Origin of the sequence: Corynebacterium sp. (assembly GCF_030826625.1) — a bacterium.
Lineage (GTDB): Bacteria > Actinomycetota > Actinomycetes > Mycobacteriales > Mycobacteriaceae > Corynebacterium.
Genome location: NZ_JAPJNQ010000046.1, coordinates 1 through 19319, shown reverse-complemented (window position 1 = coordinate 19319; position 19319 = coordinate 1). Strand labels below are relative to the sequence as shown.

The following is a 19319-nucleotide window of genomic DNA, read 5'->3' as shown; positions in this document are numbered from 1 at the left end:
TGGCGCAGCTGCGCCACCCCAATGTGTTGAGCGTTTACGATTTTTCCTCCACCGGCGAGCACATCTTTTTAATCACCGAGTTGATTACCGGCGGTACCTTGGGCGAATTGCTAGCAGAATCCGGCCCGCTCGATCCAGCCACGGCCACAATGATGCTGCGCTCAGTGCTACAAGGCTTGTCTGTTGCCCACGATAACGGGCTGGTTCACCGCGATATTAAACCGCATAATGTGCTTATCGACGCCGATGGCAGTATCAAACTCGCCGATTTCGGGTTGGTGCGAGCGATGAATAACCCGCAGAAGACATCAAATCAGATCGTCGGCACGGTTTCGTATATCTCGCCAGAGCAAGTCGACGGCACACAAATTACCCCAGCAACGGACGTCTATTCAGCAGGCATCGTGTTATTTGAGCTGTTAACCGGCAAAGTTCCCTTCGTCGGTGAGACTTCGCTAGGCCGTGCTCTGGCACGGTTGCACAATGACGTGCCCGCACCATCGGATCTGATCGACGGAGTACCGCCATTATTCGATGCGCTGGTTGCATCTGCTACCACCCGCAACCCCGCAGAGCGTTTCCGCGATGCACGAGAATTCCTGGATGCGCTTGACGACGTCGCCAATGAACTGCGCCTACCGCACGTTGCTGTGCCTGTGCCTGAGAATGCAGCTGCGCACCGGGCTGCGATAGAAACCCCGTTCGCGGAGTCACCGCTGCCTGAGGCCACTGCCCAGCTGCCACCCGATGAGCCTGGCATCGACGAGAACTCGAACGCTATCGGTGAGCTCAACGAAACTAAAGGGTTAGACGACGAAACCGCGCTTGCGCCGGGCGCTGACGTTGCTCCCCCGCAGCCGCCGGCATCAACAAGCCCGGCGCCAAAAGAAAAACCACTCAGCAATCGCTCCGTGATGAAACTCTTGCTGGTGGTTATGCTCATGGCTCTCGCCGTCAGCGCGGTGGCCGTGGCAAGCTGGTGGTTTGGCTCCGGCGGTTACGGCTACATGCCGCAACTCTGGCGCTAGTTGCGCAACATCTCCGCAACCAAGAAGGCCAGTTCCAAAGATTGTCGGGTGTTCAACCGCGGATCCACCTTGGATTCATAACGACCAGGCAGATCAACGTCGGTGATATCTTCTGCACCACCCAAGCATTCAGTGACGTCTTCACCAGTCAGCTCAATGTGGATTCCACCGGGGTGGGTACCCAGCGCGCGGTGAACCTCAAAAAAGCCTTGTACTTCGTCGATGATCTTGTCGAAGTGCCGGGTTTTGTAGCCATTGGAAGAAGTGAACGTGTTGCCGTGCATCGGATCCGACTGCCAAACGACTTTGTGTCCAGCTTCTTCGACCGCTTTGATCACGCCGGGTAGTACGGTTCGGACTTTGTCGTAGCCCATGCGGGCAACAAACGTCAGCCGTCCTGGCTCCTTGTTCGGATCCAGCTTCTCGGCATAAGCCACGGCTTCTTCTGGGGTGATCGACGGACCAATCTTCAGTCCGATTGGGTTGGCGATCAGCGCACAGAAGTTGACGTGGAAATCATCCAGACCACGCGTACGCTCACCGATCCACACCTGGTGTGCCGACAAATCGTAGAGCTTGGTTTCGTCGTTTTCGTCAGTGCCCAGACGCAGCATGCCGCGTTCGTAATCTACGAGCAGAGCTTCGTGCGAGCAGTAAATATCTGCGGTTTTCAGTACCTCGTCTTTGACGCCGCAGGCATCCATAAAACGCAAGCCGCGAGAGATCTCATTCGCCAGGGCCTGGTAACGGGCACCAGCCGAGGAGGTCGCCACGAATTCACGGTTCCACTCATTCAGCCGATGCAGATCCGCCGTCCCAGATGAGGTCAACGAACGCACCAGATTCATCGCTGCCGAGGAGTTGGCGTACGCGCGAATCATGCGGGCAGGATCATGCCTACGCGCTTCTTCTGTCGGCTCCACCCCATTGACGATGTCGCCACGATAATTAAGCAAACCGTTTGCATCACGGTCTGCCGAACGTGGCTTCGCGTATTGGCCAGCAATACGAGCGAGTTTGACCACCGGCGTCGACGCACCGTAAGTCAGTACCACCGCCATCTGCAGCAGGGTCTTAATATTGCCCCGAATATGCGGCTCGGTGTTGGTTTCGAAAGTTTCTGCACAGTCGCCACCTTGCAGCAAAAAGGCTTCGCCGTTAGCAACCTGTGCCAACTGCGACTTGAGTCGATAAATCTCCGGCGGCAATACGATCGGCGGGACCGACTCTAAGATCTTGCGGACGTTATCCGCCTGCGTTTGATCCCACGTCGGCTGCTGATCAGCTGGACGCGCGATTACGTCTTCAAATCGCTCACGAATTCCCTCCGGCAAAGGCGGAAGATCAGGGAGTGCGTCTTTGGGAATATCTACTGTCCAACTCACACTTCCATTAAAGCAGACTCGAATAAAAACAGCTACGATATAATTCTTTGCGCTCGGTTCTCACGATCCAGCCCCGCGAGCTTTTGACACACCTTGAATTTCTCTAGGTTGTGCCGCGCATCAACAAGCGCATCATGATTGCCCCTCGGCACCTCAGGCAATTTCGGCCGACCGACCAGCTCCCATAATTGCTTCAACTCATGGGTGAACCGCGGGATTCTTTGCGGCAGCCCACTCATATCACCCCACAGCTGCACTAGCACCACGTGGTCATAAGCACCGACCCACGCCCACAGATCCGGGCGTCCTTCGGCAGTGATAAATTGCAGCACTTCACGACGGATCTGCGCATTCGACTTCCACAGATGCGACGTGCGTGGCGGGAGCTTGCTCAAAACATTTTTCCGCACCCAGGGATTTGCCCTTTGCGGGTCAAAGTCCGTGGATACAGCATAGTATTCCTCGCCTCGCTCGGAAACGATCCCTATGGAGACCAACTCAATAGTGTTGCCGTCTTCAATGAATTCGGTGTCATAAAAATAGCGCACGAATGGTTTGCTTTCTTCCTCGGTCCAGTTCGACGAACTGCTTAACGACGGCGGCGCAACGGTACAAACAACAGCAGCAGAATCAGCACCACAGAAATTGGGCCAACGACAGTGGCATCGACACCAATCGAGGCCAGAACCACATAAGCAATGATGGTGAGCGTGACCGCAACTAGCCGGAAAATGGTGAGTTTATCCACGACAGGCTTCTTTCTTGGTTAGCGTGCTGCGCATTCGGCAACGATATTACTCGCGGCGCGACAATGCCGACAACGGGGGCGGATACAATAACCACCGCAACCGCGGGATGCGGGTGAGATATTTCAGGATTGCGCCCACCGCCAAGGCACCCAAAATCGCGCAGAATCCCCAGAAAAGCGTGTTTTCAAACGGGAAATGCCCGAACCGGCTAATAGCGTCGAGCTCCACATCGACCACCCAAATGCGTTGATAATGGAACATCGCCATGATGCCGAAATGATGGCCCACGTACAGCGGTAGCGTATTGCGACCAAGCTTCAGCAAAACCGAGCTCACACTGGGCAACAGCGTTAACAGAACCGATAGCACAAGCGCTGCTGGCAGTGAAAACACGTGTTGCAGCACTCGAATACCCAGATCTAACTCGAACTCACCAAATCTGATCTCTCCGGGCCCGTGCCAATACACTGAATCATCACGAGAGCTATTCCAGACGTGGACGCCGAAATAGGCAACGAGGTAGGCGGCGAATGAACCGATGATCACTGGGAGACGCCGTGCATGCGCAGTGAACCTGTGGACCTGCGTCGAGAAATAAGCAGAGAAAACGAATACCGGCAGATAAACAACTGATTTGGCGATCATGTGCCAATGTTCATGGAATGGAAGCAATAGCGCGGGAAGCGCAAACGACGCTGTTACCGCCAGCCAACCTGGCAATCGCCGCAGGCACCAAAGCACGATGTTGAAAAGCACCAGCGCGTACAGAAACCAGATCATGGTTGCACCCGTGATCACGTTGTTTAAGAAATAACTTGCTGGTGGCCACGCGGCGTCATAATCATTCTTCAACACGACCTGGTATGCCGCTAGTTCAAGTGGCACCCAAATCAAGTAAGGAATGAGCAAAAACCATAACCGATATTTAAATAATTCGGCAAAGCTGTAACGAAAAACTTTTGCGGAAAACAACCCACTGACCAAGAAAAACAATGGCATCCGCAAGGGGTCGAGAAACTCATTTGCCTGTGAAAGCCAGGTTTCCCGTGCCTCAGGGATAGCAAGAGAGGTATGCAGGACTATCACGCCCAGAATTGAAATCCCGCGGGCGATATCGGGCCACTTCAGTCTCTGCTGAGCCACGATTTTCCTGCTATCTTTGCGTGAGCCCGCTTATCCGTGCCGCGGCTCGGTACCTTCCGGATATCCATTACCGGCGGCCAATGAATCCTTTATTTCAGAGGCATAGTGGTCCACGTATTCAGTCTCCGTGAGGCTGGCAAGTTCCTTCATCACGTAGTCGGTAAACGCACGCATCGTGGCGTGGTCATCAACGTCGAGGCCTCGATCCTGTGCCCATTGACGCGGAGAAATCGGTTCGCCGAAACGCACACCAACTTTCGCAGGGCGCGGAATCCACGAGCCAATTGGGTTAGCCTTGGCTGTATTAAGCATCGCGACGGGAATGACCTCAACACCGGTAGACATGGCGATGCGCGCCATGCCGGTACGCCCTCGATATACCCGACCGTCGGGGCTGCGCGTTCCTTCCGGGTAGATACCCATAATGTCGTCGCGGGCGAATACCTCGCGGGCGGTATCGATCAAAGCATCGCCAGCACCCTTCGACTTACGATCAATGGGCACCTGGCCAACAGACGTGAAGAAAAAACGCTGAATCGCACCGACAAGGCCGGGGGCGATGAAATATTCTTTTTTGGCCGGGAAGGTTAACTGTCGCGGGCACACGAGCGGCAAATAGAAAGAATCCATAACCGCCTGATGATTCGAGACCAACAACGCCGCGCCCCGCTTCGGCACATAGTGCAAGCCTTCAGTAAAAGGACGGTTCCACAAGCGCAGCCATGGGCCGATCAGAATGTATTTAAAAAAATGGTACCAGCCGTTGTTCATCCCTTGAGGGTTTGCTTTCGCCACAGCTCGCAACCAGCCTTCCTAGCTTTTATGCAGAATCTTCAGAATATCGTGATAAGTGGGCCACTCCAACCATACCCGCCGCAGAACCTAGTTTCGCAATCGAAACCTGCGGGTGCGGACGATGCTTGGCAGCCACCATCGATTCGGACATCACCGAATGCGCAGTCGGTAAAAACAAATCATGATTACCCACTACCCCGCCACCTAACACAATCAACTCGGGGTCAATGACATCCGCGACGAATGACAGGCCAAGGCCTAGCCACTGGGCAAAATCTTCAACTACCGCCTGCCCCAGCACATCACCTTCACGAGCAGCCCTCATGATCTCCTCGCCGGTGCACGCATTATGCAGCAAAGAGCTCTGTCGATACTCCGGGCGTTCGTCGGCAAGCTCTAAAACGGTATCTGCCAGGGCCGTGCCCGAGGCATAGCGCTCCAGACAACCACGCTTTCCACATGAGCACTGCCGCCCGTTGGGCACAACCGTGACGTGCCCAAATTCCGGAGCCGTGCCATAGGATCCACGAAAAATCTCACCACGATGCATGATCGTTGCACCTATTCCGGTTCCAACGGAAAAATACACCCACGTGTTGGCTTCACGAGCCTGCCCGAAGACGTATTCGCCCCATGCAGCCGAATTAGCATCGTGTTCTAGCCGCACTGGGATACCCAACCGTTTAGTCATGATCTCTCGCACAGGCGCATTACGCCAGGGCAAATGTGGAGCGAAACGTACAGTCGTGCATTCTGGGTCAAGAAACCCCGCGACAGCAAGCCCCACAGCCTCGATCTCGTGGCGATCGCGCAAGGTATTGACGAGAGCAACCAGCTTGTCGACGAGCACGTCTTCGGAATTTGGCGTCAGCGTCGCTGCGCGGTCGAGGATTTGGCCGTGAACATCGACGACTGCGGCACGCATATTCGTACCGCCGATGTCCACGCCAATGGTTAAGGCGTTGGGGGCAATAGACATAACGTTGCTACTATACTCCATCGCTTTGGTGCAGCACCGCTAGCAAAGCACGCTTGATGCCGACCAGACATCGCGATGAAGATACAAGCGCGCTAAATGCACGAAGGTACTTGGTCTAGGCAAAACAAAAACCCGCACCCTGAAGGATGCGGGAGAAGTGCCTACGAAAGCTAGCGCTAAGTACTGTCTGTTTTAGTAACGGGCCGCGCCGGTGATTGGCATGGAATCGAATGGAACTACCTGGACAGGCACGCCGTAGGTTGAAGCATGGACGACTTTTCCGTCACCAATATACATTCCGACGTGAGTGGTGCCTGGATAATAGCCAATGATGTCACCAGGCTCTAATGCGTTCAAAGAAACCCGGGTGCCACCGGCAAGTTGTGCTTGCGAAGTACGCGGAATGTTCTTACCCTGCTGCTGGAAAGCCCAGTGCATAAGGCCAGAGCAGTCAAAAGAGCTAGGGCCTGCCGCGCCCCAGCTATACGGCATTCCAACACGCGTAAGCGCAGCACCAGAGGCGCCAGAACCGGCAATGCTAGCGAGAGCCTCACCGGCAGCGGCAAGGTCAACCGGGTTACCACCGGCCAGAGCATTGCGCTCCTCTTCGCTCAAAGAATCAACACGTGCTTCAAGTTCAGCAATCTTGGATTCCAGGGCGTCACGCTCAGCTTGAAGCTTCGCACGCTGGAGCTCAAGATCAGTTTTGTGGAAAATTGCTTCCTGCAATGCTGCGTTAGCTTTGCTGGCTCCGCGCGCTGAATCTTTAACCTCACGCTGCAACCGTTCCACTTCTTGTTCCGCATCGCGCGAGAGCACACCCATAAATGATTGGCGGTCAATCATTTCCTGTGGGCTACCAGAAGCAATGACAGAAGTCGTCTTATCCAGTGCTGTGCCGGTGTACTGAGCTTTCGCGATCTGATCTACCGTCTGCTGCAGTTTGACGCGTGCTTCAGCTGCCTGCGCAGCCTTAGCTCCGGCCTCCTCAGTCAAAGCTCCAAGGTTCTCAACGCGGTGAGCACGTTCTTCGAGTTCGGCTTCCAGGTTCTTGAGCTCTTCATGCTTACGTGAGAGTTCAAAACCAGTTTCCTGAACTTGCTCTTTGACGACATCTACGTCGTCCGCTGAAGCGAAGGCTGGGATGAAGGCAGCGCCTCCAAGTACAACGGCACTAGCAGTAGCGAAAGCTAGAATACGCTGGCGCGACCGGAAAGCAATTGATGACATGCGAGGAGGACAACTTTCTGGGTGAAGCAATGAAACCAACGGCAATACTAGCGCCCTACATAGCTATTTGGCTAGTCCTGCCTAAAAAGTTTTTAGAAGCGCACTGCCGAATGGATCGGCTGGAAGTGCAAGGGACGCTCACCCACTGGGCTGCCAGCGTTTAGAGCATCGATGATGGTGCCATGCCCGGTGTAGATACCGACGTGGGAAGCGCCACCGTAGTAGGCGATAATGTCACCCGGCTGCAGAGCGTCGAGAGAAACACGAGTTCCACCGGCCGCCTGGGCTTGTGAGGTACGCGGGATGTTGATGCCAGCCTGCTGGTATGCCCAGCTAGTAAGACCGGAGCAGTCAAACGAACCCGGACCAGCTGCACCCCAGGCGTATGGGCTACCAATTGCGGAACGCGCAGCATCAACAATGCGCTGCCCTTTAGAAGCAATAGCATTGTGCGCCGCATGAACAGGGTTAGCCTGCGGAGCCGGAGCGTGTGGCTGGACGTAGCCAGGGATCTGGTTTAGCACATCTTGAGCACCTGGGATATTCTCGATTCCAGGAACGTCAACAGTGAAGTTAGTGTTTGGCACAGTGAATTCTGCAGCTGAGGCCATGCCTGGCGCCATCACGGTTGATCCAATAACTGCAGCGGAGGCTGCAGCTACGCGACGCTTGCCGGACATGTTCTGCTTACGGTGTTTAGCCACGAAATCTTCTCCAAATCCTACTGGGTATACACTACAGTTTCGTAGTCGCCGTAGCCGATCCTCATTCTTTGGCAGCTTCTGCAAAAATATTGAAGTACGGCCGCGACGTAATGTCTCAAATAGGTTACGAAATGACAACAAACGTTGTCGAATCGACAAGCATAATTACAGAAGTTATCTACTTGTTATCTTGCTGTTGCAATAAAGTCACAAAAACAACTTTGGCCCAGAACCTAGGGGCAGCGCAGCCGCGCAACCGCAAACGTGCAGGTGAGCGACCTAAAGCTAATTCACGCAGGCGATTAATGAACAACGAACAAACACTCAAAATCCTCGATACTCCTAGGCAAATCGTTTAAAGTGATTTCCCACACATCGACCCTAAGTGGACTTCATACTGCCCACGGGACACTCGGATAACACATTGTTTACGGTGTTCTAGCGCCCTGTCAGTAATGAAAAGAAGACGCTGAATGAGAACACGAAAGCCCCGTCCTAGTTTTTTCTAGGACGGGGCACTAGCTAGGTTCTGGGATCTATCCCAGAGAACCGACGTGAGGCGATTAAAGGTGAGTCTAGATATTAGTCTAGATGGCCTTTGCGGCGGTCTGCTTCGCGATTTGCCTCATTGAGGCGGCGAAGCATCTCTGCTTCTTCCGCGTGATTGTCGTGCTCAATCTTGCGTTTACGGGCTGCGATATCTTCAGGATCTGGACTAAAGACACCTGCGGAGTTCTGGTCCGCGTAACCAAGCTGGTTAAGTCGCTTCGGTACAGCAGCACCCGCATATTCCAGAGGAATAGGGTGGCCATGCTCGTCCACAGGGCCAAGTGGCTGGTGAACCTCGATGAACGCACCATTTGGCAGTTGCTTAATGGTACCGGTTTCGATGCCATGCTCGAGAACCTCTCGGTCGGAACGTTGCAACGACACGCAGATCCGGTAGGTCAAGAAGTAGACGAGTGCTGGCAAAACCACGAGACCAATACGGCCGAACCAAGTCATCGCATTCAACGAGATGTTGAAGAAGTGTGCGACGTGGTCGTTACCACCAGAAATCGTGACGAGCAGGAAGAAAGCGATAGCCATTGCACCGATGGCGGTACGTGCTGGGACGTCACGTGGACGTTGCAACAAGTTGTGGTGTGCGTCGTCGCCGGTCGCCTTCTTTTCCAAGAATGGGTAAGCGAACATCAGCACGACCATCACGCCACACATCAAGGCAACCCAGAAGGCGGATGGGATGGTATAGCCGCCGATGTAGAGCTCCCAAGCCGGCATAATACGGGCAACACCGTCCGTCCACAGCATGTAAACGTCAGGCTGCGAACCCGCCGAGACCTGCGACGGGTTGTAAGGGCCGATAGTCCAGAAACCGTTGATGGTTAACAAACCTGCCATCAGGGCAAGAACGCCAGCGACAATAAGCCCCATACCAATCGCCTTAGTGGCGAAGACTGGCATGATACGAACGCCTACGACGTTGTTCTCGGTACGTCCTGGTCCAGGAAGCTGGGTGTGTTTTTGGTACCAGACAAGCATCAAGTGAGCTGCAATCAAAGCCAGGATAATTCCTGGAATGATCAAGACGTGCAAGATGTAGAAACGATCCAGCATCAGCTCGGATGGGAAGTCACCGTCGAAAATTGCCCAGTGGATCCAGGTACCCAAGATAGGTACACCGAGAATGATGGCAGACATGATGCGGAGACCCACACCGGAAAGCAGGTCATCAGGCAAGGAGTACCCCATGAAGCCTTCGACCATACCGAGCAGGATCAATGCGCAGCCGATGATCCAGTTCGCTTCACGCGGGCGACGGAAAGCGCCGGTGAAGAATACACGCAGCATGTGCGCGACCATCGACATCATGAACATCAATGCAGCCCAGTGGTGCATCTGACGAACGAAAAGTCCACCGCGTACTTCGAACGAAATATCAAGTGCTGTTGCGTAAGCACGAGACATTTCCACGCCATTCAACGGCAGATACCCACCGTCGTAAATCACTTTGGTGATAGAAGGGTCAAAGAACAAGGTGAGGTATACGCCGGTCAACAGCAGAATGATAAAGCTGTACAGGGCAATCTCACCAAGCATGAATGACCAGTGAGTTGGGAAAACCTTGTTGATCTGGGTGCGCACCATCCCAGAGATGGTGTAGCGCGAATCAACGTTATCGGCTATTTGTCCAAGTTTATTGCTCATTAGGATTCACGCTCCCAGAAAGCCGGGCCAACTGGCTCGATGAAGTTTCCGCGGGCGATGAGGTAACCCTCTTCGTCAACGGTGATGGGCAACTGTGGCAACGCGCGGGCCGCAGGACCGAAAACTGGCTTTGCATATTGCATTGCATCGAACTGCGACTGGTGGCACGGGCACAGGATACGGTTGGTCTGTGCTTCGAAAAGCGAAGTTGGGCAACCGACGTGCGTACAAATCTTCGAGTAGGCATAGTAGTCGCCGTAGTGGAAGTCTTCTTGGTTCTCACGCTCTACGACGGCTTTTGCGTCGTCGTGACGCAGACGAATCAGCATCACGGCGTTCCGTGGCCCGTGAATAGAGTGCATGTGGTTTTCATAGACGTCACGCTGTGGATCATAGCGATCACCATCATTGACATCGTCTTCTGCCAACGGGAAGACAGTCTCCATGGCCGCGGCCGAAAGATCTTCTGGACGAACGCGAACCAAGCGCGTTACACCTTGCGTCTCCCAGTGATTGCCAGACTGGCCTTCGTGGTACTCGGCAATAGCGCCCGTGTCACGGGCAAGGTAAAGCTTGACGCCTTTATCGTGAAGGGTCCAACCAGAAGTCCACAAAGTACCGTCGCCGTTGTAGTTCACTTCATGGCGGACAGTCCATGGGTTGCGGATTGCGCCACCCAATGGGGCAATAACCACCAACCCTGCGAGGATACCGGCACCGCCAAGCAATCCTTGCAATGCCTTACGGCGCCCCAGAGTCGAGGTTTGCCAAGCGTCATTGAGCAAGGCGGTAACGGTCTGGCGGTCGATTTCGTCCGATGGACCGTCGTGGCGGTTCTGAACAGCAATTTCTTCCGGAACCATCTTCTTGACAATCATGACGACGCCAATGCCGAGCGCAAGGATTGCAATACCCGAGGTAAGCCCGAGCAGCGGTGTGTATGCCGCATGAATGTACTGCCCTGCGTCGCCGTGACCACGGTATTCCCATGGCCAGAAGAGGTAGACGGCAAGGAATGCAATCGCCGCAACAATCGCTACAGCGAAGAAGATGCCTACAGAAATAGAGGCGCGCTTCTCAGCTGGGTCGTTCTCTACAGGAAAGCGTTCCTTGCGGTACGCAACGGTAACTTCGTCAAGTTCGGTACCAAGTTGAGCCAGTTCGTCCTGACTCATTCCCCGGAGATCTTGTTCCGTGTAGTTCTTTTTCTCGTTCGACATTAGGTACGCGATCCAATCCACATAGCTGCACCAACCAGAGCAGTGATACCAATGATCCACATGGCAAGGCCTTCAGCCACTGGGCCAAGGCCACCTACAGACCAACCACCGGAAGATGGCGATTCTTTCGCATCTTTGATGAATGCGATGATGTCAGCTTTCTCATCGTGAGTCAGCTGGCGCTCCGAGAACTTCGGCATGTTCTGCGGGCCGGTCAACATCGCCTGGTAGATTTCCTGTTCATTCGCAGGATCTAACGGCGGTGCATATTTACCGGAAGACAACGCTCCGCCCCGACCAGTGAAGTTATGGCAGGAAGCACAGTTCATTCGGAATAGCTCGGAGCCGCGAGCCACGTCTTCTGGATGAATCTGACCATCGTAGGAAGAACCACGAAGTTCCTCCATTGCGATAGTTCCGTCTTCGTTGTAGACCAGATCTGGCCCCCCGCCGTTAGCAGCAACATATGCAGCCAATGCGAGAGTTTGCTGTTCGGTGTAACGCGGAGTCTTGCGTTCAGCCTGCGCGTCATTCGACATCATCGGCATACGTCCAGAGTGAACCTGGAAGTAAACAGAGCCCTGGCCCACACCGATGAGTGAAGGTCCGCGGTCTGGCACTCCCTGCAGGTTTGCACCGTGACAGGTAATGCAAGCTACTTCGTAGATGTCTTTGCCTTCTTGAATCAGGGCTTGATCATCGCGCTGAGCCGTAGCGACTTGAGCGTCAGGGGTAAGAGCGCTTGCAAGAATGCCTGCTCCAGTAAGACCCACTGACAGTGCAGCGGCACCGGCGAGCGTCCGGCGCAGCTTGCGTTTGCGGCGCGATGCGCTCGCTTTGCCTGCGGCAGGGGCTTCCTGCTGCGGCTCTGTGTTCGGGTTGGAATCCATCATTTCCCTTAAATTTGTCGTGAACGGAAAGTGAAGGGCTGTAGACCGTGTTACGGCGAGCTACGGCCTACTGAACGAGATAAATAACGATGAAAACGCCAATCCAGATGACGTCAACGAAGTGCCAGTAATAAGACACGGCCATCGCTGCAGTTGCCTGGGCTGGGGTGAATTTCGACTTCCAGATCCTGGCCAAGACGACACCAAATGCAATCAGGCCTGCCGTAACGTGCAGCATGTGGAATCCGGTGATGATATAGAACACCGAACCGAAGACACTTGCCTGAATGGTTACGCCATGGTGAATCATCTCGTAGTACTCGAAAGCGACCATGCCCAAGAACACAACGCCCAGGGCGATGGTGACTGAGTACCAAAGCCGAAGCTTAAATACGTCACCTTTTTCGGCCGCGAATACACCGAACTGAGATGTAACCGACGACGTAATCAGGATGGCCGTAATGATCAAACCGTAGACCACATTGAGGTGCTCGGTCTGCTCACTCCAGTCCCCTGCCTGTCCGTTAGCGCGCGATGTGAACCACATCGCGAACAGTCCGGCAAAGAACATCAATTCTTGAGACAGGAACACAATCGTGCCGACGCTGACCATATTTGGGCGGTTCAGCGACACGACACGCTGTGGTGCTGTCATTCCTGGGTTAGTTACTGCGCTCGTCACGTTCATTAGTATGCCCCTTCCCCTCTTTAATTTCATCTTGTTTCTTAACCCTTTTCCCAGGTCACGTTGAGGCCCTATTCTTGACGTCCACCAAACGGGGGTAACTAAAATATCGAAGAATTTTCGGGAACTTTTTGGATTGTTTTACGACTAACTCAATCAGCAGGTCAACATAGATAAAAACAGGATCGCATTGTTCGGCAAATTAGTTCGCAACGCGTGCAATTACTCAAATCGGGGGTATTAGACTTCCCTCTATCAGTGCGTTTGTGTCTCAACTCACACCGAAAATCATTGGGTTCTGACCGCTTTACAACTTTAGTATGCCCCTAAAATTGCGCCATCTTACGCATGATCAAAAAGCATGGAACTAGCAGATTTTTTCGTCACATGACTTTATTCCAGGGTTCATCCCGCCTGCGAGCGTTTCGCCTATAGAAGCTTCTTCTAAAACAGACTTTGCTAATACGAAATCCCCTGGTCTTCCACATTAATGGAAGCCCAGGGGATTTCAATCAACAACTGATTTTAGTGCTTTTCTTTTGGCAAGCCGTATTGCAAGCTCAGCATGGTACATGCCCAAATGAGCATGATTCCGCCGACGAGAATCAGCCAGTAGTACAGGAAGATGACGCCAAGACCAAAGACGAAGATTGCAATAGACATCCAGAATGGCCACATGGAGCCCGGGGAGAAGAAGCCAAGAACTCCAGCAGAGTCTGCGATTTCAGCTTCCTCCCAATCTTCAGGCAGTACGTCAGCACGGGATTCCGTAAGGTGCAAGTACACGCCCAGCATGATTGCCATCAGTGATGCCAGGATCAGCGGAAGGCCACCAGCCCAGTCGTAGCTATGCTTCCAAGCGTCATCTTCGATCCATACGGTACCGAAGACATAGACCACTCCCGAGATGCCGAGGAAGATGGCGATTGCGTAAAACAGTTTCGCACTAGCGCGCATGTCTGTGTTCTCCTTTGGCTTTACAGAGCGGTGTTAGGGTCCACTACGTTATCGCCGTCGGCGGTTTCACGAGCGGAATTGAATGGCTTGGTCGAGGTCGCGTAAGGAGCTTCGCCGATCGCAGCCAATGCTTCCGAGTTCGGAGCATCAGGGTTTGCGATACGGAAAGCCATGTAGTCAGCGAATGCTTCTGGCGAAACTGCACGGATCTCAAAGTTCATCATCGCGTGGTAGGTGCCGCACATTTCAGTACAGCGTCCAACAAAAGCGCCCTCTTCCTGAATTTCCTCAATTTGGAATGCACGTTCCTGCTGATTGTTTTCAGGGTTTGAATATACGTCGCGCTTGAACAAGAACTCCGGAACCCAGAAGCCGTGGGATACGTCACCAGATGCAAGACGGAATTCGATTGCGGTGTTGGTAGGCAGAACCAATACCGGGATTTCGTCCGTAGTACCCAGCGTTTCAATCTCGTTGTAGTTCAGGTAAGAGTTGTCACCCACGGAGCGACCGTGAATTGGGTTTGCGTTATCCAATTCTTCTGGATCGTGCTTGGACTGCTCAGCAATAGCGGTGCGCTCTTCATCTTCACCGTCATAATCCTGTCCATCTGGGGTGAAGTTACCACCAACCTCGGCATAACCGAACTTCCAGTTCCACTGGAATGCGGTGACATCAACCGCAACCTCTGGATCTTTATCGTTGGCGACAACTTTCTGCTGTACCTGCACGGTAAAGAAGAACAGGGCCATCACAATAACGACCGGAATAATCGTTAGCACCAGCTCGACAGGTACGTTGTACTGCAGCTGACGTGGGAATTCACCACGGCCGTTCTTCTTGGCACGCTTTGCGCTCCAGCGGAAAATGGCCACCAAGAACAGTGCCCACATAATGATGCCGATAAACCAGGCGAGGATCCAGATCCAGATCCAGAAATTAAACATGGCATTAGCTTCGGGGGTGATACCCTCTGGCCAACCCATGTGCAGGAATTTCGAAGCCGCAGCTGGCGGATCAACTTCGCAAGCGGCCAAACCGACCGTTGCGAAACCTAAGACGCCACCAAGGCCTAATTTCCGGCTCAAGCTGCGTTGATTACGCTGTCCCACGTGTGTTCTGCCTTTCTTTGCACACAATTGACTGCCTACATTTATAAGCATTCCTATTCAAGAAGCATAACTCAAATGAGTCATCGTCTTTTCAGCTTTGCGTGAACATATTTCCAGTTTGCGTCACCACCCTGCGCCTCCTCATTTTCCCCCACCATGTTTTTTGGTTTATATCCTGCACATGAGCACCTATTACTATCGTTTTACTGCCCCTCTACGCCACCACTGTATAGAGCTTGATTCTTAAGTGTTGTGCAGCTCACAACTATCCATCGCCATATCATCCTAAAGTTTCACTCCCTTTGAGGTGATCGGATAAGCCTATACGGCTTCACTGCCTAAACAACACGCACTCCCCCATTCGAGTGAGACGCGCTTTGTCACAGCCAATTCCGGCATTCTCGAATCGTCCGCCCGACGTCGTCAGTCGCCGACTCCCCTCCACGACGGTCGTCGGTGTACCAAGGTTCTAGAGATTCAATCTGTTCGAAAATTACCGCTACCATGCCAGGGCCCGTAAAGTGGTGCTGACAATTAATCATCTGGAGGAGATTTATTCAATGTGCGGACTTCTCGCTATGTTGAGCGCCCGCGGCGATGCCGCTTCCTATGTCACGGCAATGGAAGCCGCGCTTCCTTGTATGCGGCACCGCGGTCCTGATGCCGCAGGAACCTGGAACGACAACGACGCGGTCTTCGGTTTCAATCGCTTGTCGATTATCGATCTTGAGCACTCCCACCAACCGTTGCGCTGGGGCCCAGAGAGCGATCCTCAACGCTACGCCATGACCTTCAATGGCGAAATCTACAACTACGTCGAACTGCGTGCGGAATTACAGGAAGCTGGTTATACCTTCAATACTTCGGGCGACGGAGAACCGATCGTGGTCGGTTTTCACCATTGGGGCCCCGCCGTCGTCGAGCACTTGCGCGGAATGTTCGCTATCGCCATCTGGGATACGCACAGCCAGCAAATGTTCGTCGCCCGCGATCAGTTCGGAATCAAGCCGTTGTATTACGCGACTACCCCCGCGGGCACTGTTTTCGCCTCCGAGAAAAAGTCTATCCTGGAGCTTTCCGACGCCATCGGTCTAGGCTTAGATCTTGACCGCCGTGCCATCGAGCACTACGTCGATCTACAATACGTTCCGGAACCGGAATCGTTGCACAAGAATATCCGGCGCCTGGAATCCGGGTGCACTGCAACCCTTAGCCCCGGCGGCGAACTCAAAGACGAGCGTTATTTCCGGCCACGCTTCCGCACGAAAGCCGTGCCAGCGGGCCAAGAACAACAGCTTTTCGATCGCATCGCCCATGCCCTGGAAGATTCCGTCGAAAAGCACATGCGCGCCGACGTCACGGTTGGCTCATTCCTGTCTGGCGGTATCGATTCCACCGCGATCGCGGCTTTGGCAAAGCGTCATAACCCGAACCTGCTGACGTTTACCACCGGTTTTGAACGCGAGGGTTATTCGGAAGTCGATGTCGCCGCGGAATCGGCCGAGGCCATTGACGCCGAACACATCGTGAAAGTGGTCAGCCCAGAAGAATATGCGGACGCAATTCCGAAAATCATGTGGTACCTGGACGATCCGGTCGCTGACCCATCTCTGGTTCCACTGCATTTTGTCGCAGCCGAAGCACGCAAGCACGTCAAAGTGGTGCTCTCCGGTGAAGGTGCCGACGAATTATTCGGCGGCTACACGATCTATAAAGAACCGCTGTCTCTCGCGCCATTCGAGAAAATTCCCGGAGGGCTTCGCCGTGGCTTGGGTGTCTTATCCCGTGTATTGCCAGAGGGCATGAAAGGTAAGTCGCTGCTCGAACGCGGTTCGATGACCATGGAAGAGCGCTACTACGGCAACGCAAGGTCGTTCAACTTCGCGCAGATGCAACGCGTGATCCCGTGGGCCCGCAAAGATTGGGATCACCGCGATGTCACCAAGGATATTTACGCGCAATCGCAAAACATGGATCCGGTTGCCCGGATGCAGCATCTCGATCTGTTCACTTGGATGCGCGGCGATATTTTAGTCAAAGCAGACAAGATCAACATGGCAAACTCGCTCGAATTACGCGTGCCGTTTTTGGATAAGGAAGTGTTCCGGGTCGCGGAAACCATCCCGCACGAACTGAAGATCGCCCACGGCACCACGAAATACGCGTTGCGCAAAGCAATGGAGCAGATCGTGCCTCCCCACGTGCTTCATCGCAAGAAGCTCGGCTTCCCGGTTCCGATGCGTCACTGGCTCGCTGGCGACGAGCTGCATGGCTGGGCACAGGAACAGATTAAGGCCTCGCAGACCGATCACATCTTCGACAAACAAGCAGTACTAGAAATGCTGAAAGAACATCGGGCTGGCGAATCCGATCATTCACGGCGACTGTGGACGGTGCTCGCCTTCATGGTCTGGCACGGAATTTTCGTCGAAAAGCGCATCGACCCGAATATCGAGCAGCGTGACTACCCGGTTCGCCTGTAAGTGAATCTGCGCAGCCAGGTGTGGCCTGCGCAGAATTAAACCCCTGAGCCCCGGAGATTTCCGGGATTCAGGGGTTCTTGCTTAGCTTAAGCGTTTAGTTGAACGAATCACCGCATGCGCAGGAGCCGCCGGCGTTCGGATTATCGATGGTAAAGCCCTGTTGCTCAATGGTGTCAGCGAAATCGATCTTCGCGCCCATCAGGTAAGGCACCGACATCTTGTCGACGACTAGGGTGATGCCGCCAACCTCATCGCTCTTGTCACCATCGAGTTCACGATCATCGAAGTACAACTGGTAGCGCAGACCTGCACAGCCACCTGGCTGCACAGCGATGCGCAGGGCCAGGTCCGTGCGTCCCTCCTGTTCCAGCAAGGACTTAGCTTTTTCTGCTGCAGCAGCAGTCAAAATTACGCCAGTCGACGAAGTTGGGGCGGTCATAATAGTTCTCCTTCGTGGTGAACGCGTCTTTTGCAACCAGGATACTCGCCTTTTGTCTGAGTCGAAACCCCGCGGAGCGCTTAGCAATGGTTTTGAGTTCTTCTCATATGTCAATAACGCTGATACGTCAGCAGATATTCCCAGATTAATGTTGCAGGTTTATTGTTGTTAGCACCGCAGAAAGTTGTACGCTGTTAAGTTGTGAAACTACCGTGGCAAAATTCTCAGAATAATGACTCCAGCGAGGTCGCAGAGTCCCCCGTCGACGACGCTCAGCAGGCACAGTCTGCGGAGCAAGAATTACCTAAGGGTTACACCCCGAAGAAGAATAAGCCCACTCCAACGCGTAAAGAACAAGAGATTCGACGCGGAGTGCGCCGTGACCCGGCCGGAGCTTCCCCAGCGCAAGCTCGTCAACGTCGCAAAGAATTAAAGAAATCCATGTCCAAGCAGGAATGGAAAGAGCATAAGCGTGAAGAGCGCCAGGAAAATATGCGTCAGCGCAAGCTTCAACAAGAGCGCATGGATGCAGGCGACGAACGCTACTTGTTACCCCGTGATATCGGTCCAGAGCGTCGCTATGCACGCGATTGGGTCGACTCGCGCGCGTTCCTCAGCAACTGGGTGATGCTCATCGCGCTGATTATCCTCGGTGCCACCCTACTCGGCGGCATTAACCCCTATGTCGCAAATATCATTTCGCTTATCGGCATGGTTGTCATCGTGATTTTGGCGATTGAAGGATTCATCCTCGGCAAGCGTTGTAATAACGCTGTACGCAATAAATTCCCAGATACCACCGAAGCCGGGTTCCGTTTGGGCTTTTACGCTTATTCCCGTGCTACCCAACCGCGCAAATGGCGCACACCAAAACCCAAGGTGGAACGCGGCGCTAAGGTTTAATTCGCCGCATTCCGGCTATCCAGCCAGCAGGCCATTCTGCCAAGCCGGCCAGCCGGCATAAAATTTACAGAGTTTGAGGTTGCTCCCCGATGTCGCACGATTTCACCGTTGTTCCCGCCGCGGACATTGATGACGAGGCAGCAGCCGCTGTCTACGCCACGATGTCATCCACTGAACGTGGCCGCAGCTTCGGACGATTGACCGATGCAGCTGCATTCATGGCCGCGTGCCAAGCAAAAGTCCCCGCTGAGCCGGTACGCCAGCCCCGCGTGGTAGTTTTCTTTGCGGCGAATGCCTCCGAGGCAGACCGGACTGCTGCCGACGATATCGCCGCTGGAAGCGCACCTGTTGCCACCCTGGCGCGCAACCACGGCGCCGGGATTCGAGTAGAACAGATTCCCGCCGACTC

The 19319-nt window shown here is 53.9% G+C and carries 19 protein-coding genes; 4 read left to right on the top strand and 15 right to left on the bottom strand.

What is annotated here, in order from left to right; genetic code table 11:
• On the top strand, positions 1 to 1028 hold a 1028-nt coding region (locus RCH87_RS06960), incomplete at its 5' end, for a serine/threonine-protein kinase (protein ID WP_306515996.1).
• On the opposite strand, the gene RCH87_RS06955 is transcribed toward RCH87_RS06960, so the two are convergent.
• The 14 genes from RCH87_RS06955 to RCH87_RS06890 form a co-directional block, all read right to left on the bottom strand.
• Complete coding sequence (locus RCH87_RS06955; RefSeq protein WP_306515995.1) at positions 1025 to 2413, bottom strand: class II 3-deoxy-7-phosphoheptulonate synthase; 1389 nt, start codon at positions 2411 to 2413, stop codon at positions 1025 to 1027. The two genes, RCH87_RS06960 and RCH87_RS06955, sit on opposite strands and share 4 nt — an antisense overlap.
• Positions 2414 to 2445: 32 nt before the next feature.
• On the bottom strand, positions 2446 to 2961 hold the full coding sequence (locus tag RCH87_RS06950) for a polyadenylate-specific 3'-exoribonuclease AS (protein WP_306515993.1): 516 nt from the start codon (positions 2959 to 2961) through the stop codon (positions 2446 to 2448).
• Between the two features lie 41 nt (positions 2962 to 3002).
• Complete coding sequence (locus RCH87_RS06945) at positions 3003 to 3161, bottom strand: hypothetical protein (RefSeq protein ID WP_306515991.1); 159 nt, start codon at positions 3159 to 3161, stop codon at positions 3003 to 3005.
• Between the two features lie 46 nt (positions 3162 to 3207).
• Positions 3208 to 4305 (bottom strand): acyltransferase family protein, encoded by a 1098-nt coding sequence (locus RCH87_RS06940; RefSeq protein WP_306515990.1) that lies wholly within the window; start codon positions 4303 to 4305, stop codon positions 3208 to 3210.
• A 30-nt stretch (positions 4306 to 4335) separates the two neighbouring features.
• Positions 4336 to 5076, bottom strand: a complete 741-nt coding sequence (locus tag RCH87_RS06935) for a 1-acyl-sn-glycerol-3-phosphate acyltransferase (RefSeq protein WP_306515997.1) — start codon at positions 5074 to 5076, stop codon at positions 4336 to 4338.
• A gap of 49 nt (positions 5077 to 5125) precedes the next feature.
• Entirely contained in the window at positions 5126 to 6079 is a 954-nt protein-coding gene (locus RCH87_RS06930; protein WP_306515989.1) for an ROK family protein, read from the bottom strand.
• Between the two features lie 192 nt (positions 6080 to 6271).
• Positions 6272 to 7309, bottom strand: coding sequence for an NlpC/P60 family protein (locus RCH87_RS06925; protein WP_306515987.1), 1038 nt, complete (start codon positions 7307 to 7309; stop codon positions 6272 to 6274).
• Between the two features lie 92 nt (positions 7310 to 7401).
• Positions 7402 to 8013: a C40 family peptidase gene (locus RCH87_RS06920; protein WP_306515986.1), complete on the bottom strand. Its 612-nt coding sequence runs from the start codon at positions 8011 to 8013 to the stop codon at positions 7402 to 7404.
• Positions 8014 to 8595: 582 nt separating this feature from the next.
• On the bottom strand, positions 8596 to 10221 hold the full coding sequence (locus RCH87_RS06915; RefSeq protein WP_306515985.1) for a cytochrome bc complex cytochrome b subunit: 1626 nt from the start codon (positions 10219 to 10221) through the stop codon (positions 8596 to 8598).
• Positions 10221 to 11441 carry a ubiquinol-cytochrome c reductase iron-sulfur subunit gene (locus RCH87_RS06910; RefSeq protein WP_306515984.1) on the bottom strand — a complete coding sequence of 407 codons (1221 nt, stop codon included), beginning with the start codon at positions 11439 to 11441 and terminating at the stop codon, positions 10221 to 10223. The genes RCH87_RS06915 and RCH87_RS06910 overlap by 1 nt, the downstream gene beginning before the upstream one ends.
• Positions 11441 to 12334: a c-type cytochrome gene (locus RCH87_RS06905; protein ID WP_306515983.1), complete on the bottom strand. Its 894-nt coding sequence runs from the start codon at positions 12332 to 12334 to the stop codon at positions 11441 to 11443. The genes RCH87_RS06910 and RCH87_RS06905 overlap by 1 nt, the downstream gene beginning before the upstream one ends.
• Before the next feature lie 64 nt (positions 12335 to 12398).
• Positions 12399 to 13019: a heme-copper oxidase subunit III gene (locus RCH87_RS06900; protein ID WP_306515982.1), complete on the bottom strand. Its 621-nt coding sequence runs from the start codon at positions 13017 to 13019 to the stop codon at positions 12399 to 12401.
• A 522-nt stretch (positions 13020 to 13541) separates the two neighbouring features.
• Complete coding sequence (locus tag RCH87_RS06895) at positions 13542 to 13973, bottom strand: cytochrome c oxidase subunit 4 (protein ID WP_306515981.1); 432 nt, start codon at positions 13971 to 13973, stop codon at positions 13542 to 13544.
• A 20-nt stretch (positions 13974 to 13993) separates the two neighbouring features.
• The gene (locus RCH87_RS06890; RefSeq protein WP_306515980.1) at positions 13994 to 15085 is read right to left on the bottom strand and encodes a cytochrome c oxidase subunit II; all 1092 of its coding nucleotides are present in this window, start codon (positions 15083 to 15085) and stop codon (positions 13994 to 13996) included.
• 560 nt (positions 15086 to 15645) lie between these two features.
• On the opposite strand from RCH87_RS06890, the gene asnB reads away from it, so the two are divergent.
• On the top strand, positions 15646 to 17568 hold the full coding sequence (gene asnB, locus RCH87_RS06885; RefSeq protein ID WP_306515979.1) for an asparagine synthase (glutamine-hydrolyzing): 1923 nt from the start codon (positions 15646 to 15648) through the stop codon (positions 17566 to 17568).
• A 94-nt stretch (positions 17569 to 17662) separates the two neighbouring features.
• Here the strand turns inward: asnB and RCH87_RS06880 are convergent, their stop codons facing one another.
• On the bottom strand, positions 17663 to 18007 hold the full coding sequence (locus RCH87_RS06880; RefSeq protein WP_306515978.1) for an iron-sulfur cluster assembly accessory protein: 345 nt from the start codon (positions 18005 to 18007) through the stop codon (positions 17663 to 17665).
• 201 nt (positions 18008 to 18208) lie between these two features.
• On the opposite strand from RCH87_RS06880, the gene RCH87_RS06875 reads away from it, so the two are divergent.
• Positions 18209 to 18910, top strand: a complete 702-nt coding sequence (locus tag RCH87_RS06875) for a DUF3043 domain-containing protein (RefSeq protein ID WP_306515977.1) — start codon at positions 18209 to 18211, stop codon at positions 18908 to 18910.
• Between the two features lie 89 nt (positions 18911 to 18999).
• A partial coding sequence (locus RCH87_RS06870; RefSeq protein ID WP_306515976.1) for a nicotinate-nucleotide--dimethylbenzimidazole phosphoribosyltransferase occupies positions 19000 to 19319 on the top strand: 320 nt, incomplete at its 3' end.